Here is a 16,056-nt window from a genome sequence, read left to right on the forward strand (position 1 = left end):
CAGCGCCCTCTACTCTGCTGCTTGCTGCCCGGTGCGCGCTTGGTCCCGTCGCGCAGAGGCAATTAAATTGGTCATGTGGGTATGGAGATGCTCATATGCAACTTCAAGGCAGGTAATCCCGTAGCTGACCACCCATGCGTCATTGGCATGGCTCGTAGTCTCGCCGGTTTCCATTTCCCGCTGCAATTCTTTGAGCTCGTTGATCTGGGCCGTGAGATCGGCAAGTCTGTCTTCGATCCGAGACCTCACCAGATCCGCGTCGAGCAAATGTGCAAAACGCGCAAAGAGCAGAAAGGGGCTGCGAAAGATGTCGCCGCCCAGCGGTTCGTGCAGGGCATCGCAGAAGGCTGCCCGACCGGCGTCAGTAATGGAATAGATCTTTTTGGACGGCTTGCCGTCCTGATGCTCGATCCTTGAGGTGACCAAGCCGTCGTCCTCGAGCTTGGCGAGCGCCGGATAGATCGAGCCGAAGCTGGCTTCGACGAAATACGCGCCGCTGCCTTCGGTACAGAGCTTGCGAATTTCATAGCCGCTCGCCTCCTGCGTGTAGAGGAACGATAGGCATAGGGTTCGAACGTTCATGTTCCGTTGATCATATGCTGGTTCAGAATATGACGGGGCTATATATTACGGATCGGCTTTTGCCAAGGTATACGACCAGGAGTCGCATCCGGATTACTCCCGATACGCCCACAGTTCCTACAATGAGATGAGCAAACGGCGTTAACCGATGCTTATGTCGAGCCCAAGATCAAGCGGAGTGGCCGCGGTGGTTATGCGGCTCGTCGAAATGTAATCGACACCAGTGCGAGCGATCGGTGCCACACGCTCGAGAGTGACATTGCCCGATGCTTCGAGTTTGGCGCGTCCCGCAGTGACCGCAACGGCTCGGGCCAGTGTCTCCTCATCCATGTTATCGAGGAGGATTGCATTGGCGCCCGCGGACAGGGCTTCCTCGAGTTGACCGAGCGTATCGACTTCGACCTCGATTGCCACGAGGTGGCCCGCAAATGCCTTCGCGGCCGCAATGGCGTCGGCCACGCCGCCGGCCACTGCTATGTGGTTGTCCTTGATGAGTATGGCATCGCTCAGCCCGAAGCGGTGATTGTGGCCACCGCCGCACCGAACTGCATACTTTTCCAGGGCCCGCAGCCCCGGTGTGGTCTTTCGTGTACAGCAGATATGGGCTGCTGTACCCACTGTCTGCATCGCGAAGCTGCGCGTCAGGGTTGCGATGCCACTCAAATGGGTCAGGAAATTGAGGGCGGTACGCTCCGCAGCCAGCAGGCTTCGTGCATTGCCCCGTATTTCGAGAATGGCGTCTCCAGCCTCGACAATGGCGCCGTCGGCAACAAGCAATTCGGTTTCAAGTCCCGGCCCAATCAGCGAAAAAGCTGAAACGGCGCAATCCAGTCCGCAAATCACCCCGGGGGTGCGCGCGTTGACACGGGCGACCGCCAGCGCATCGGGCGATATCGTTGCTTGGGAGGTGATATCGCCAGCCTGCCCGAGATCTTCGTCGAGCGCAGCGGTAACGGCACGTTCGATGATTTGGCGAGGGACGGCGGGCCGATAAGCATCGATCATGAGAAGACGTCCGGATTGACCAGATTGTGCTGGCCCACATTGGCGATGTCGCGCTCGCCGCACAGTGCCATGGTGATATCGAGCTCGTTGCGAATGATGTCGAGCGCCTGTTTGACGCCTGCTTCGCCTCCTGCGCCGAGCCCATAGAGCCAGGGCCTGCCGATATAGACACCCTTGGCTCCCAGACACAGCGCCCGCATGACGTCCTGTCCCGAACGGATGCCGCCGTCCATGTGCACTTCCATCCTGTCGCCCACCGCTTCGACTATGGCGGGGAGGGCGGCGATTGAGGAGGGTGCGCCATCGAGCTGGCGTCCGCCATGATTGGATACGATGATCGCGTCCACACCCGAAGCTGCCGCCATGCGAGCGTCTTCGGCGTCCATGATACCTTTGAGGATCAGTTTTCCACCCCAGCGTTCCTTGATCCACTCGATATCGGACCAGTTGAGCTTGGGATCGAATTGTTCGGCCGTCCATGAGGACAACGAGGAGATGTCACCGACGTTTTCGGCATGACCGACGATGTTGCGAAAGGTGTGCCGTCGTGTTCTGAGCATCGACAGGCACCATTGTGGTCGCGAGGCCAATTGCCAGATAGTGTTGAGATTGATCCTGGGGGGCGCCGAAAGGCCGTTGCGGGCGTCCTTGTGCCGTTGCCCCAAAATCTGCAGATCGAGTGTAAGGACCAGCGCCGAACAATTGGCCGCCTTAGCCCGATCGATCAGGTTGTACATGAACTGCCGGTCCCGCATCACATAGAGCTGGAACCAGAACGGAGCGCCGCCCGTCGCTTCCGATACGTCCTCTATTGAGCATATGCTCATGGTCGAGAGCGTGAAAGGTATGCCGAAGGCGCGCGCCGCTTTGGCGCCAAGCATTTCCCCATCGGGATGCTGCATGCCACCGAAACCGGTCGGAGCGATCGCAACGGGCATGGAGACGTTCTGTCCGGCCATTGTCGAGGCGAGCGAGCGATTGCTCATGTCGACGGCAACGCGCTGGCGAAATTTCACCTTGGAAAAATCGGCCTCGTTAGCGGTGTAGGTGCTTTCGGTCCACGATCCGGAATCGGCGTAATCGAAAAACATCCGCGGCACGCGGCGCTTGGCCCGGGCCTTGAGGTCGTCAATTGTCTGTGCCGGAAAACCCATTCGCCCCGCCTCCCGTTCTCGTGCATCTTTGCACTCAATAGCGGGACACAGGGCGAGGGGAAAGTGTCATTATCCCAAGACCGGGTCGTTGAGGATCAGTTGCCCTCTACCGAAAGCCCCTGTTCATTGAGCTCGATCTGGACGCCGTCGGGTTGGGATTCCTGTTGATAGGCGTAAATTGCAAAACCGATAACCACGACGATCAGGGCGCCAAGCAACAGATAAAGCGTATTGCGGCTCATCAAAGTCTCCAAAAAACTGTTTAAGCAATAAGGCATTCAATGCAGGTGTGAAACGCCGAGAGGGTCGCTCGGTTCCGTAACCGGAGATTAACCGCGTGGCACCGCCTGTTGTGAAATCCGCAAATCCACCAATAGGATTCATTCTTGTTTCAGGGGTGCGTCCCATGATGCCCGACCAGTTTGGGGACGGTTGGGGAAATAGCGGATGCCGGATGGCAAGGGGATGACCAATACGCATGCGGTCGATGCGGCGCTCGAGACCATGCCCTATGGGCTGTGCGTCTGGAGCGAGGATCTGACGCTCGAATTGTTCAATTCCCGTTATGCCTGGACATTCGGCCTTGCGCCCGGCGCGCTCGCGGCCGGCATGAGTTTGCGCGATTGCTGTCGCGCTGTAATCGAAGCAGGCAATTATTTCGGCTACAGTGTTGACGAGCTTTACGATGCGATGCTGGGCCGCTTCGAGCGGCAGAAGCGTCGGGAGGCACCGACGCAATATGAACAGCAGCTTAGAGATCGGACCATCCGAACCACCTATACCGGTCGCCCGGGCACCGGGTGGCTGGTTACACACGAAGACATCACCGATGCGCGCGATCATCTGACGGCGCTTTCCAAGCGAGAGGCCGATCTGGCCCGGCAGGCCGTTCGCTTCGAAACCGCAGTCGACAATATGGCTCATGGCCTGTGCATGATCGATGCCGATCATAAGCTGGTGATCTGCAATGCCAATTACGCGATGCTCTACGACCTCCCACAGAGCCTTCAGCAGCCCGGAACCCTGCTGACCGACATTCTCGACTATCGTTTCGAAAACGGAATGCGCCCCAAGGACGGGCCGATGGCCTTTCTTCAGCGCCGCGTGCAAACGATTACGGACGGCAAGCGCAGCGTGGACATCTGCGAATTCGAAAATGGTCAGATTATTTCGCTCGTCCATCAGCCCATGGACGATGGCGGCTGGGTTGAAACCCACCAGGACATCACCGAGCAGAGGCGGTCCGAGGCACGCATCCATCATCTGGCGCGGCATGACGCCCTGACCGATCTGCCCAATCGCACGCTTTTTGCCGAAGAAATGGCCATGGCGGAGTCCCGCATACGTCGTGGTGAGATGATGGCGGTGCTGTGTTTTGACCTCGACCACTTCAAGGTTATCAATGATACGCTTGGGCACGGTGTGGGCGACGCGGTTCTCAAGGAAGTTGCCGCACGCATAAATCACACGAAGCGCGAACATGAATGCGCCGCCCGGCTCGGCGGCGACGAGTTTTCCATGCTGGCCGGGCCGCTCAAGAGCCCCAACGATGCTGCCGCGCTTGCCGAACGCCTTATCGCTTCGATCAGCCAGCCCATGGAAATCGAGGGCCATCGTGTCATCATCGGAACGTCCATCGGTATTGCTGTAGCGCCCACCGACGGCGCCGATGGCGAAACGCTGATGAAGAATGCCGATTTGGCCCTTTATCGCGCCAAGGGCGATGGCCGGGGCAATTACCGCTTCTTTGAAAAAGGCATGGACGCGGCAATGCAGCACCGCCGGGCCATAGAAAGCGGCCTTAAACTGGGCCTCACTCGGGACGAATTCAGGCTCGTTTTTCAGCCCCTCATGGATTTGGAAAGCAATCGCATCTCATGCATGGAAGCCCTTTTGCGCTGGGAACATTCGGAGATGGGCTTCATCTCGCCGGTCGAGTTCATCCCCGTGGCCGAGGAAATCGGCTTTATAGTTCAATTGGGCGAATGGGTGCTTAGACAGGCTTGCCTCACGGCCGCCAACTGGCCCGCCGATATCCGCGTTGCGGTCAATCTATCGCCGGTGCAGTTCAAGAGCCGCAGGCTGATGGACAGTGTTCGACAGGCACTTGAGGAAGCGGGCCTGCCGCCAAGCCGGCTTGAACTGGAAATCACCGAATCCGTGCTGCTCAATGATTCCGACCAGACCCTGGAAACCCTGCATGCCCTTCGTGCCATGGGTATTCGCATTTCGATGGACGATTTTGGCACAGGATATTCTTCACTCTCCTACCTGAGAGCCTTTCCCTTCGACAAGATCAAGATCGACCGCTCGTTCATCGAAGACGTGGGGTCAACCGATGCCAATTTCGAAATTATCAAGGCGGTCATCGCCCTGGGGCGCAGTCTGGGGATGGCCACGACCGCCGAGGGCGTCGAGACCGAAGCCCAGCTCGATGCCGTCCGTGCTCACGGGTGCAACGAGATTCAGGGCTTCCTGTTCTCGCGCCCCTTGCCGGCAAAAGACGCACTTGAGCTGATTACCCGCCTTTCTCCAATAAGAGAACTTGAGCCCAGACTGAGCGGCAACGGCTGAACTACCGGGGATATGTCCCGGCAAATCGGTCCATTGCGAATGGCGTGATGTCGATTGCCGGCTTCTCTCCCGTCATGGCCTGTGCCAGCAAATGCCCCGTGGCCGGGCCGAGGGTAAAGCCGTGATGGGCATGGCCGATGCCCACCCAAAGACCCCGATGCTTGGGCGCGGGTCCGATGATCGGCATCATGTCTGGCGTACAGGGACGGGCGCCTTTCCACGGCTGCGGGTCGAGCCGGTCACCCAGTGGGAAAAGCGCTCGCGCCTTGGCTTCGGCGCGACCAAGCTGAATGGGGGTTGGAGCCGCATCGCGTAGCGCAAACTCGGCTCCCGTGGTCAAGCGCACGCCCTTTTCCATCGGCGCAAGGCAATAGCCTACTTCCGCGTCGATCAGCCAGTTATTGAGCTTGGCCCCGCTCTGCGTGCCGTAATGCATGTGGTAACCGCGCTTGACGAAAAGCGGCAGGCGATATCCCAGGGGTTCGAGCACTTCGGGCGCCCAGGGGCCGAGCGTTACAACGACTTCGCGCGCGCTGTGGCGCGCTTCGGCGACGGTAACGGACCAATCCTCGCCGGCCTGCTCAAGACCAGTGGCCTCGCCGCCAAGAAATTGGCCGCCCATCGATTTGAAAAGGTCGAAATATTTGGCAACCAGAGCGCCGGGATTGCGTATGGTCCAGGGGTCGGTCCAGTGGATGGCGCCCGCCAGTTTTTCGGTGAAATCGGGCTCGATCTGGGCCATCTCGGCGCCGTCGACCACACGATGGTTTATGCCATAGAGTTCCAGGTCCTTTTTCGCCTTGGCTGCTTCGCCTTTGAGTTTTTCGTCGGTTCTGAAGGCGAGATACCAGCCCTTCTTGATGACCAGGTCGTCGGCGCCGGACGCCGTGATGAGGTCCGAATGTTCCTCGATAGACCGCGCGATCAGCGGCGCGTAGCTCCTGACGACATGGCTGTAATGACCGGGTGATGATTTCCACCAATAGCGCACAAGTGCAGGGGTAACCCTGGGCAGGGCAAACGGATCATAGCGTGCTGCTGTGGAAAGGTGCAGCCCGACCTGCATCAGTGTCGCCAGATCGCGCGGGAAGGCGTGCGGGCGTACGCCCTCGCGCTGGATGATGCCCGCGTTGCCGAAGGAGGTTTCCAATCCCGGCGCATTCTTGTCGACGAGTAAGACGCTCCGACCCCGTCGAAGCAGATGAATTGCGGTCGATACGCCGACGATACCCGCACCGATGACGATGACGTCCTGAGCCATGGTCAGTCTTTCCAGAGCTTGAGGTTGATAACCCGCGTCGCCCGCGGGTCATTTCGATTATTGTGAATTGCCGCCCGTTGCCGCGGCCTTCTCTTCGTCCCACCACCAGACATCGGGGAAACCGATTGAGAACGCGGGCAGGATTTCAGGGTGGCTGAATCGGTCCCAGCGCGCGGTGCGGGCGTAGGTGATCGTATAGCTCGGGACGACATTGCTCATCGCCAGCAAGACCCGGTCCAGAGCGTGCGTTGCGGCGACGAGGGTCTCTCGGTCCGGTGCCAGAACGATTTTTTCGATCAGGGCGTCGACACCGGGGTCCGCAATGCCCGCATAATTCTGCGAGCCCTGCTCATCGACCGACGAGGAGCCCCAAAAATATCGCTGTTCGTTGCCGGGAGAAAGCGATTGCCCCCAGCGGGTGTAGATCACGTCATAATCAAACGAGCGCACGAGATTTGTATATTGCGGGGTGTCGACCACCCGCAGCGTTACGTTGGCGCCGATGGCATTGAGGTTTTCAGCCCAGTGCAGCGCGACGGGCTCTATCGTGGTGTCGTATGAGAGGATTTCGAAAGCGAACTGTTCGCCATTGGCATCGACCAGTTGGGTCCCGTCCAGCGTGTATCCAGCCTCGTTGAACAGCCGCAGGGCCTCGCGGAGATTGTCCCGGCGCGCTTCCTCACTGCCCCCCGTGGGATTGGTGAAGCGCGCGTCGAATACCGAAGCCGGTATGAGATCCCTGACCTCTTCGAGAATTTCGAGTTCGAGGCCGCTGGGGGCACCCTCGGGGGCGGCCAGTTCGGTTCCGAAGAAATAGGAATCGATGCGCTGGTACTGCTCGTAAAACAGCGTGCGGTTCAATTCCTCGAAGTCGAGAGCGTAGTTGAGCGCTTCGCGGACACGCGGATCCTGAAACTTCTCTTTGCGCTGGTTGGGCACGAAGCCCCACATGACGCCGGACGCATTGTATCCGTTCTCGAATGTTTCGAGCACGACGCGCCCGTCGTTGACGGCAGGAAAATCATAGCCCGTTGCCCAGCGCCGAGCGATATTTTCGGTCCACCAATCGAATTCGTCGGCCTTGAACGCTTCGAACATTACCGTCGTGTCGCGGAAATATTCGATGGTATATTCATCGAAGTTGGAAGTGCCCACATTGACCGGCTCGTCCGCACCCCAATAATTGGGGTCCCGTGTGTAGGTCACCGTCCGCCCCGCGTCGAAACCGGAAAGGGAATATGGACCCGACCCCATCGGCAGCTCCAGCGTCGATGCCCCGATGTCGCGAGGTTCGCCATCGGCATTTTCCCCTTCCCACCAATGTTTCGGCAGGACCAGAAGCTGGCCCATGATGAAGGGCAATTCGCGATTGCCCACTTCGCTGAAATAGAAAGTGATTTCACCTTCGCCGGTGATTTCGGCGTCATCCACGGAAGCGTAGTACTCGGAATAGATGGGAGAAATCTCGGTCACCTGCTCAAAACTCCAAAGTACGTCTTCGGCGGTGACGGGCTCTCCATCCTGCCAGCGGGCGCGGGGATTAAGGCGAAAGGTGACCGATGAAAAGTCCTCCGGATATGTCAGCGCTTCGGCAAGCAGCCCGTAGGAGACCGAGTTCTCGTCTGCGCTGTCAGTCATCAATGTTTCATAGACGAGCCCCAACCCGGTCGCTGTCTCGCCCTGCGGCAGGATTGGGTTGAACGTATCGAAACCGCCCAGTGCTGGAAGTCGCACCGCGCCTCCCTTAGGCGCGTCCGGGTTGACGTAGTCGAACATCTCGAAGCCGGCTTCGTATTTGGGAGTGCCATCCAGGGCAATGGCATGCACCCAACTGGCTTCGTCCTGCGCGAACGCATTGGTCGCAAGCGACAACGTGGTGAGTAGCGCAGCGGTAAGAACAAAGGTCTTCATGGCTTTGATCCCCTCTCGAGGCGAAGGTGGTTTCCTGTCGATCTTAGTGTGCTTCGTCCAAAAGTGGATACCACTTTTGCCCGAGCGGACGGCGTCCGTCGCAAGTTTGATGCGCCGGGCGTGCGGCGGACGCAATAATATCTCACCGAACGGCCACGTCGAGCGCCGCCGCCAGCAGCGTGCGTGTGTAGGGGTGCTCGGGTGCCGCAAACAATGCCTCAGTTCGGGCCTGTTCCACGATCCTCCCATTTTGCATGACAATGATTTCGCTGGCGATAGCCCGCACGACGCGCAGATTGTGGGAGATGAAGACATAGGTCAGACCGTGACGGGCCTGCAGGTCACGCAGGAGTTTAACGATCTGTGCCTGAACGCTCATGTCGAGCGCCGAGGTGGGCTCGTCCAGAATTATGAACCTGGGCTCAAGGATCAGCGCGCGGGCAATGGCGATCCGCTGGCGCTGCCCGCCAGAGAGTTCATGGGGATAGCGGTGGACTATTTCCGGATCGAGCCCGACTTCCCCGAGCACGAACTTGACTCGTTCGACGCGCTCAACCGCCTTGATACTGGGAAAATGCACAGCCAAACCCTCGGCCACGATTTCGCCGACACTCATCCGCGGAGAAAGCGAACCGAATGGGTCCTGGAAAACCACCTGCATGTCCGCCCGATAGCGCCGCATTGCTCGCGACTTTTTGTCCTCGATGTTTTCGCCCAGAAAGACGATCCGTCCCTGCGAGGAGATCAAGCGCAGCATGGCTAGGCCCAGCGTAGTCTTTCCCGATCCCGACTCCCCCACAACGCCCAGCGTTTCGCCGCGCCTGACAACCAGATCGACGCCGTCGACGGCCTTGATATGATCCACGGTGCGCCTGAACACGCCCCGCTTTATGGGAAACCAGACCTTGAGGTTATTTACCGCCATGATCGGCCCACCAGTCATGGCCTCCACTGGCTCCATTTCGGTTAACTCGGAGGAAAGCAGGTGCTTGGTATAGGCGTGGCGGGGGGTGCTGAATAACGACTCGGTCTCTGCCCGCTCGACGATCTCCCCGCCTTGCATGACGCAGACCTTGTCGGCCATCCGGCGCACGATGCCGAGGTCATGGGTGATGAACAGCATGGCCATGCCCATCCGCTGTTGCACCGATTTCAGCAGATCGAGAATTTGCGCCTGAACCGTTACGTCCAGCGCCGTTGTCGGCTCGTCGGCGATCAGCAAATCCGGTTCACAAGCCAGCGCCATGGCTATCATCACTCTTTGACGCTGTCCGCCCGATAGCTGATGCGGAAAGGAGGCAAGGCGCGTTTGGGGATCGGGAATGCCCACCGCATCGAGCAATTCCAGAACCCGCTTGCGCGCTGCATTCCGGCCCAGCCCTCGATGAACGGACAGCACTTCGCTGACCTGCCTTTCGACGGTGTGGAGCGGATTGAGGGATGTCATCGGCTCCTGATAGATCATCGAAATGTCATTGCCGCGCACCGCACGAAGCGTTTTGTCGTCCGCCGCCAGAAGATCTGCGCCCTTGAAGAAGATCTGACCCCTGGGGTGCGAGGCGGAAGGGTAGGGCAGGAGCCTGAGTACCGAAAGGGCGGTTACCGATTTTCCCGACCCGGACTCGCCGACCAGCGCCAGGGTTTCGCCCGGTGCGATATCCAGGCTCACGTCCCGAACGGCGTCGACCCGCCTTTCGCCAAGCTGGAAGGAAACATCGAGATTGCGGATACTCAGCAGCGGATCGGTCATGCCATCACCCGAATGTCTTGCGCGGATCGAAGGCGTCGCGCACGGCCTCGCCCGCAAAGACCAGAAGGCTGAGCATGATGGAGATGACCGCAAACCCGGTCAGGCCCAGCCATGGTGCCTGTAGATTGTTCTTGCCTTGTGCTAGAAGCTCGCCCAGCGATGGCGATCCCGGAGGCAACCCGAAGCCAAGAAAATCCAGCGCCGTCAGCGTGGTGATCGATCCGCCCAGAATGAAGGGCACGAATGTGATGGTTGCCACCATGGCGTTGGGCATCAGATGGCGGAACATGATCGTCCAATTGCCCACCCCCAGCGCCCGCGCCGCATTGACATATTCGAAATTTCGTCCGCGCAGGAACTCCGCTCGCACAACCCCAACCAGGGCCACCCATGAAAACAGAAGCAGTATAATGAGCAGCACCCAGAAACTCGGGGCAATGACGCTGGAAATGATGAGCAGGAGATAGAGCGAGGGGATCGAGGTCCAGACCTCGATGAAGCGCTGGAAAAGCAAATCGGTCCAGCCTCCGAAATAGCCCTGTGCCGCTCCGGCCACGATGCCGACCACGGACGACAGAATGGTCAGCGTCAACCCGAACAGCACCGAGATCCGGAACCCGTAGATCAGTCGGGCCAGAACGTCCCGTCCCTGGTCGTCGGTGCCCAGCACATGCATGTTGCCAAACACACACCCTGGATCGCTTGCACCCTGGCGGTAGCGCGAACAGTTTTCCTCCTGGCTCATCAGCCAGCTCGGTGGTGTCGGCGCCGGTCGGGGCAGGGCTGTATCGACCGTGCGGTGGGAAAAGCGAAACAGCGGCCATATCGCCCAGCCGTTCTCCTCGATTTCGTTCTGGATCACCGAAGATCGATATTGTGTAACCGCGAGAAATCCCCCGAACTTGGTTTCCGGATAGTCGATCACCACCGGAAACAGCAACTCGCCCTGGTAGGAGACGAGCAATGGCTTGTCGTTGCTGATGGCTTCGGCGAACAGGGTGACGACCACGAGAATCACGAAAATCCAGAACGAAATATGTCCGCGCCTGTTGCGGCGGAAATTGGCGAGCCTGCGCCGGTTTATCGACGATATGGCCAAGCTTTCAGACCTCCCGCGACTCGAAATCGATGCGCGGGTCGATCCACATATAGGTGAGATCGGAGATCAGCCCTAAAACGAGTCCCACGAGCGAAAAGATGTAGAGCGTGGCAAAAATCACCGGGTAATCGCGGGTCAGGACCGATTGAAAACCGAGCAATCCCAGGCCGTCGAGCGAAAAGATCGTTTCGATCAGGAGCGACCCGCCAAAGAACGCGCCAACGAATGCTCCTGGAAAGCCGGCGATCACGATCAGCATGGCGTTGCGGAACACATGGCCGTAAAGAACCCGGTTCTCGGTCAGGCCCTTGGCGCGCGCGGTGACGACATAGTGTTTGCGGATTTCGTCGAGAAACGAATTTTTGACCAGCAGCGTGGAGGTCGCAAAAGCTCCCACGGCCATCGCGGCGATCGGCAGCACCAGGTGCCAGGCATAGTCGAGAATCTGCTGATACCATGGCATGGTCGCAAAGCCCGACGAGGTTAGCCCACGCAGCGGAAAGATCGACCAGAAGCTGCCCCCGGCGAACAGCACGATCAGCAGGATGGCGAACAGGAATCCGGGGATCGCGTAGCCGATGATGACCACCCCCGAGGTCCAGACATCGAAACGCGAACCGTCCCGCACTGCCTTGGCGATGCCCAATGGTATGGAAATGCCGTAAGAAATCAGCATCATCCAGAATCCGAGCGATATCGACACAGGCATTTTCTCGATCACGAGGTCGATGACGGAGATGTCGCGGTAGTAGGATTCCCCGAAGTCGAAACGCAGAAAGTCCCAGAGCATCGAAAAGAACCGCTCCACGGGCGGCTTGTCGAAACCGTACTGGGCCTCCAATTGCGCGACAAAGGCGGGAGGCAGACCGCGCGCGCCGCGATAGACGCCTTGCGGCTCGCTGTCCGAACTGCTGCCTGCGTTGTTGTCGCTACCGCTCTGGCCGGAAAAATCGCCTTGAGCTGTTCCCGTGATGCGCGACAACGCGGAGACGTCGGTCCCGGAATACTGGGCAATCGCCTGTTCCACGGGCCCGCCCGGCGCAAACTGGATGACGAGAAACGACACCACCATGATCCCGAATACCGTCGGGATCATCAAAAGCAGGCGTCGCAGGATGTAGGCGGCCATGGCAGTCCAGGTCAGCGAGTCACGGGCCCAACCATGTCGGTTTTGTCACCGATGGCCAAGCGCTTTATGGTCGGCACCCGGTCACGACTTCGCGGCTACCCTCCGATCAGTCCGTTTTCGATGGCGTACCGCGTGAGGCCCGCCGTGGTCGCAATGCCGAGTTTTTTCTTGATGTTCTTGCGGTGAGTCTCGACGGTCCGGGCAGAGATGTCGAGAGTGCCGGCAACGTCCTTGTTCGATTTCCCTGCCGCGATCAGCAGAAGGATTGCCTGTTCGCGTGTTGTAAGTGCCTTTGTCTTCTGGGCTTTGTCCCCACGCTCGAGCAGGACGTCGGAAACGCCTGTGGAAAAGAAACGTCCACCCGCAGCAACGGTCTCTATGGCCTCGATGATCTCCTCCGTGGAGACATCTTTGAGGATATAGCCAGAGGCGCCATACATCACCGAGGTCGAAATGTATTCGCGGCTGTCATGCATCGAGAGCATGAGCAGTTTGGTTGCCGGCGACTGCTCCTTGAAAAGCTCGATGGCGTCTAGCCCGTTGAGCTCGGGCATGTTTATGTCCATCAGCACCACGTCGGGCGCGGCATTTCGCGCAATATCCAGCGCCGTACGCGCACCGGCAGCCGCGCCGACCACGTTGATGTGATCATAGGTTTCCAGGATGGCCTTGAGCCCATCGAGCACAAGAGGGTGGTTGTCGACAAGCAGGACCTTGATGGGATTGGGAGCGCTCATGCGACCTCGGCAAGTTCTGACTGACGGATAAATACCGACTTTGGAAGCACGGCCCGCAACGTCGTGCCGTTGGGCGATGGTTCGACCATCATGGTTCCCCCGAAATGGGCCATGCGTTCGGCCATGTTGCGCAAGCCAAGCCCGCGCTTTGTGCCGGTATCCCGCGCAAAGCCCTTGCCGTTGTCGGCGATGACCATCTGGACGCGGCCATGAGGGCTCGAGAGTGCGAGGGTAACCGCGCTGGCATTGGCATGACGCTCGATATTGTTGAGCGCTTCCTGGGCCACCCGATACAGTGCGGTGCGGGCTTCGGGCAGCAGCATGTTCTTGAAGGCCACGGCCTCAAGCGTAACCATTATCCCCGTCCGCTCGGCAAAATTGTGGGTCAGGGCCTCGAGCGCCGCCGAAAGCCCAAGATCGTCGAGTGCACCGGGGCGCAAATCATGGCTGAGGCGACGCACTTCCTTGATGGCGCCGTTCAGTGCATCAGCACCCTTGCCAATGGCCTCTGGTGCCCCCTCCGTGCCGTTCTCGACCTTTCGCCTTGCCAGGTCGATGGCATAGCGCACCCCGATCAGAATCTGGGAGATGCCATCATGGAGTTCGCGCGCGATGCGGGTGCGTTCTTCTTCCTGCGTGTCGATAACGCGTTGGGTCAGTTCCTTGAGCTTGCTGTCCGCCAACCGGCGTTCATGCAGATTGAGCAGCATCCAGCTTCCGAAAACCAGCAGCACCGCGGGTACGGCAATGAGAACGATCGTAAAGAAGGTCGAGTTGATGGTGTTGCGAAGATCCTCATGCGCCGCCGCAGTTTGAGCGAACACATCGTCAAGATAGACCCCCGTCCCCAGCATCCACTCCCATTTGTCCAGACCGACGGCAAATGAGACCTTCTCGGCAATAGTCCCGGCTGAGGGCTTTTCCCAAAGATAAGCGTGGAGCCCGCCGCCTTCCTTTGCCTTTTCAATAAGGTTGTAGATCACCCGGTCGCCGTTGGGATCGGTGAGGTTGAGCCAATTCTGGCCGGGCCGGTAGGTTTGTCTGGGGTGAACTATATTAACGCCGTCATAGTCATAGACGAAAAAATATCCGTCCTCGCCATAATCGAGCGCGTTGAGGATGGCTTTGACCTGTTGCTTGGCCACCTCATCGTCAGCGGACGCGTCTCGATAGATGCCATCGATGGCCGATAGCGCCATGTTGGTAAGGTTGAGCAGTTCGCCCTGCTTGGCCTGAACCATATTGCGCTCGAACGTATCGATGCTTGCACGCGCCAGGCTGGCCGATTGCCATGTCACCAGCCATGTGATGGCAACGATGGCAAGGATCAGCGGAACAATGGCAAGCGCCAGAATCTGGTGCCGAAACTGCATGGCCTGGACCTCTCCTCCGACCGGTTCCTTGCCCGGTCACGGGCGATTGTAGCGAATTGTACGGGCGTTCATTATCACTTACTGCGTAATACTGGGTAGCCTTTGGAGATAAAGCAGGTAACCTGCGGAACCGGGCCCTCGACGGAGGCAGGCAAATACAGTCTTTTTTCCCTGCGCTTCGAAGATGCGCTCGAAAACGGTGGCGGCTCTCGAAGCGCGGCCTTGAACCGTTTCTAGCAGGTGCAAAAGCACCATAGGGAGGACATTATGAAAAGACGCGACTTCTTCAGGAAGGCCGGCGCGGCGACCGCAGGCGTTGCAGCGGCAGCCACTACGCTTGCCACCCCGGCCATTGCCCAGGGCAACATCACCTGGCGCATGGTCACCACATGGCCGCAGAACTTCCCCGGTCTTGGTGTCGGCGCTCAGCGCCTTGCCGACCGTATCACCGCCGCTTCAGGTGGCCGTCTGTCGATCCAGGTCTATGCCGCCGGTGAAATGGTGCCGGGCCTTCAGGCCCTCGACGCCGTCATCGACGGCTCGGCCGAAATGAGTCACGGCGCTGCTTACTACTGGCAGAACAAGTCGATGGGCCTCTCGTTCTATACCGGAGTTCCCTACGGCATGACCAACCGTGAACTTGCTGCCTGGGTGCGCCACATGGGTGGTCAGGAACTCTGGGACGAGATCTACGACCAGTTCGGTGTTCAGGGCTTCCTTTCGGGCGATACCGGCACGCAGGCCGGTGGCTGGTTCCGCAACGAGCTGACTGGCGTCTCTGATATTCAGGGCCTGCGTTTCCGCACTCCGGGCCTTGGCGGCCAGGTTTGGGAAAAGCTCGGCGCTTCGGTGACCAATCTGGCCGCCGGCGACATTTTCGCCGCGCTCCAGAACGGCACCCTCGACGCCGCCGAATTCGTCGGCCCCTACAACGATCTTGCGCTGGGCTTCTACCAGATCGCCAAGAACTACTATTTCCCGAGCTTCATCGAGCCGGGTCTGGCGACCGAGCTTGTGGTCGACAAGGCCAAATACCAGGAACTGCCGCAGGATCTGCAGGAACTCGTGAAGTTCGTCTGCCAGGCCGAATATGACGAAGTCGCATCCGACTTCGCGGCAAACGACCCGCGCGCGCTCCAGACCCTGGTCAACGATCACGGTGTGACCGTTCGCCAGTTCCCCGACGAGATCATGGAAGCCGGTGCCGTTGCCGCCAAGGAAATCCTGACCGACATCCGTGACAACGGTGACGAACTCACCAAGCGCGTCGCGGAAAGCTATGTTGAAGCGTTCAACATCGTCCGTCAGAAGACCGATGGCACCGACTCGCTGTTCCTTCGGGCCCGCGAGCAGTACTTTACGCTCGACTGACCCTGGCGATAATTTCAGGAACGAGGGCCCGAACTTCGGTTCGGGCCCTTTTTGTTTGCTCGTACCGGAAACGGGGGCACTGCCAAAATCAAAGGGGCCCACCGAGCATA

The 16,056-nt window shown here is 59.1% G+C and carries 13 protein-coding genes; 2 read left to right on the plus strand and 11 right to left on the minus strand.

Annotation, left to right across the window (positions count from 1 at the left end):
• Positions 1-9: 9 nt before the first annotated feature.
• The 4 genes from KKY_RS04330 to KKY_RS20645 form a co-directional block, all read right to left on the minus strand.
• Positions 10-582, minus strand: coding sequence for a PadR family transcriptional regulator (locus KKY_RS04330; protein WP_014130087.1), 573 nt, complete (start codon positions 580-582; stop codon positions 10-12).
• Positions 583-723: 141 nt separating this feature from the next.
• Positions 724-1,584: a carboxylating nicotinate-nucleotide diphosphorylase gene (gene nadC, locus KKY_RS04335; protein ID WP_041529088.1), complete on the minus strand. Its 861-nt coding sequence runs from the start codon at positions 1,582-1,584 to the stop codon at positions 724-726.
• Positions 1,584-2,741, minus strand: a complete 1,158-nt coding sequence (locus KKY_RS04340; RefSeq protein ID WP_014130089.1) for an alpha-hydroxy acid oxidase — start codon at positions 2,739-2,741, stop codon at positions 1,584-1,586. Before KKY_RS04340 ends, nadC begins: the two co-directional genes overlap by 1 nt.
• Positions 2,742-2,836: 95 nt before the next feature.
• A complete protein-coding gene (locus tag KKY_RS20645) occupies positions 2,837-2,983 on the minus strand; it encodes a hypothetical protein (protein ID WP_014130090.1) in 147 nt (48 codons plus the stop codon).
• 223 nt (positions 2,984-3,206) lie between these two features.
• Between KKY_RS20645 and KKY_RS04350 the strand changes: the two genes are divergently transcribed.
• Entirely contained in the window at positions 3,207-5,315 is a 2,109-nt protein-coding gene (locus KKY_RS04350; protein ID WP_158308050.1) for a putative bifunctional diguanylate cyclase/phosphodiesterase, read from the plus strand.
• A 1-nt stretch (position 5,316) separates the two neighbouring features.
• On the opposite strand, the gene KKY_RS04355 is transcribed toward KKY_RS04350, so the two are convergent.
• From KKY_RS04355 to mctS, 7 genes are all read right to left on the minus strand, one after another.
• Positions 5,317-6,576 (minus strand): NAD(P)/FAD-dependent oxidoreductase, encoded by a 1,260-nt coding sequence (locus KKY_RS04355; RefSeq protein ID WP_014130092.1) that lies wholly within the window; start codon positions 6,574-6,576, stop codon positions 5,317-5,319.
• 57 nt (positions 6,577-6,633) lie between these two features.
• Positions 6,634-8,487: an extracellular solute-binding protein gene (locus KKY_RS04360; protein ID WP_014130093.1), complete on the minus strand. Its 1,854-nt coding sequence runs from the start codon at positions 8,485-8,487 to the stop codon at positions 6,634-6,636.
• A gap of 142 nt (positions 8,488-8,629) precedes the next feature.
• The gene (locus KKY_RS04365; protein ID WP_014130094.1) at positions 8,630-10,237 is read right to left on the minus strand and encodes an ABC transporter ATP-binding protein; all 1,608 of its coding nucleotides are present in this window, start codon (positions 10,235-10,237) and stop codon (positions 8,630-8,632) included.
• Positions 10,238-10,241: 4 nt separating this feature from the next.
• Entirely contained in the window at positions 10,242-11,336 is a 1,095-nt protein-coding gene (locus KKY_RS04370; RefSeq protein ID WP_014130095.1) for an ABC transporter permease, read from the minus strand.
• 4 nt (positions 11,337-11,340) lie between these two features.
• Positions 11,341-12,465 carry a microcin C ABC transporter permease YejB gene (locus tag KKY_RS04375; RefSeq protein WP_014130096.1) on the minus strand — a complete coding sequence of 375 codons (1,125 nt, stop codon included), beginning with the start codon at positions 12,463-12,465 and terminating at the stop codon, positions 11,341-11,343.
• A 95-nt stretch (positions 12,466-12,560) separates the two neighbouring features.
• On the minus strand, positions 12,561-13,202 hold the full coding sequence (gene mctR, locus KKY_RS04380; protein ID WP_014130097.1) for a two-component system response regulator MctR: 642 nt from the start codon (positions 13,200-13,202) through the stop codon (positions 12,561-12,563).
• Positions 13,199-14,575 carry a two-component system sensor histidine kinase MctS gene (gene mctS / locus KKY_RS04385; protein WP_014130098.1) on the minus strand — a complete coding sequence of 459 codons (1,377 nt, stop codon included), beginning with the start codon at positions 14,573-14,575 and terminating at the stop codon, positions 13,199-13,201. The genes mctR and mctS overlap by 4 nt, the downstream gene beginning before the upstream one ends.
• Positions 14,576-14,842: 267 nt before the next feature.
• On the opposite strand from mctS, the gene KKY_RS04390 reads away from it, so the two are divergent.
• Positions 14,843-15,946: a TRAP transporter substrate-binding protein gene (locus KKY_RS04390; protein ID WP_014130100.1), complete on the plus strand. Its 1,104-nt coding sequence runs from the start codon at positions 14,843-14,845 to the stop codon at positions 15,944-15,946.
• The last annotated feature ends 110 nt before the right edge of the window (positions 15,947-16,056 follow it).

It is taken from the genome of Pelagibacterium halotolerans B2 (genome assembly GCF_000230555.1).
Classification (GTDB): Bacteria; Pseudomonadota; Alphaproteobacteria; order Rhizobiales; family Devosiaceae; genus Pelagibacterium; species Pelagibacterium halotolerans.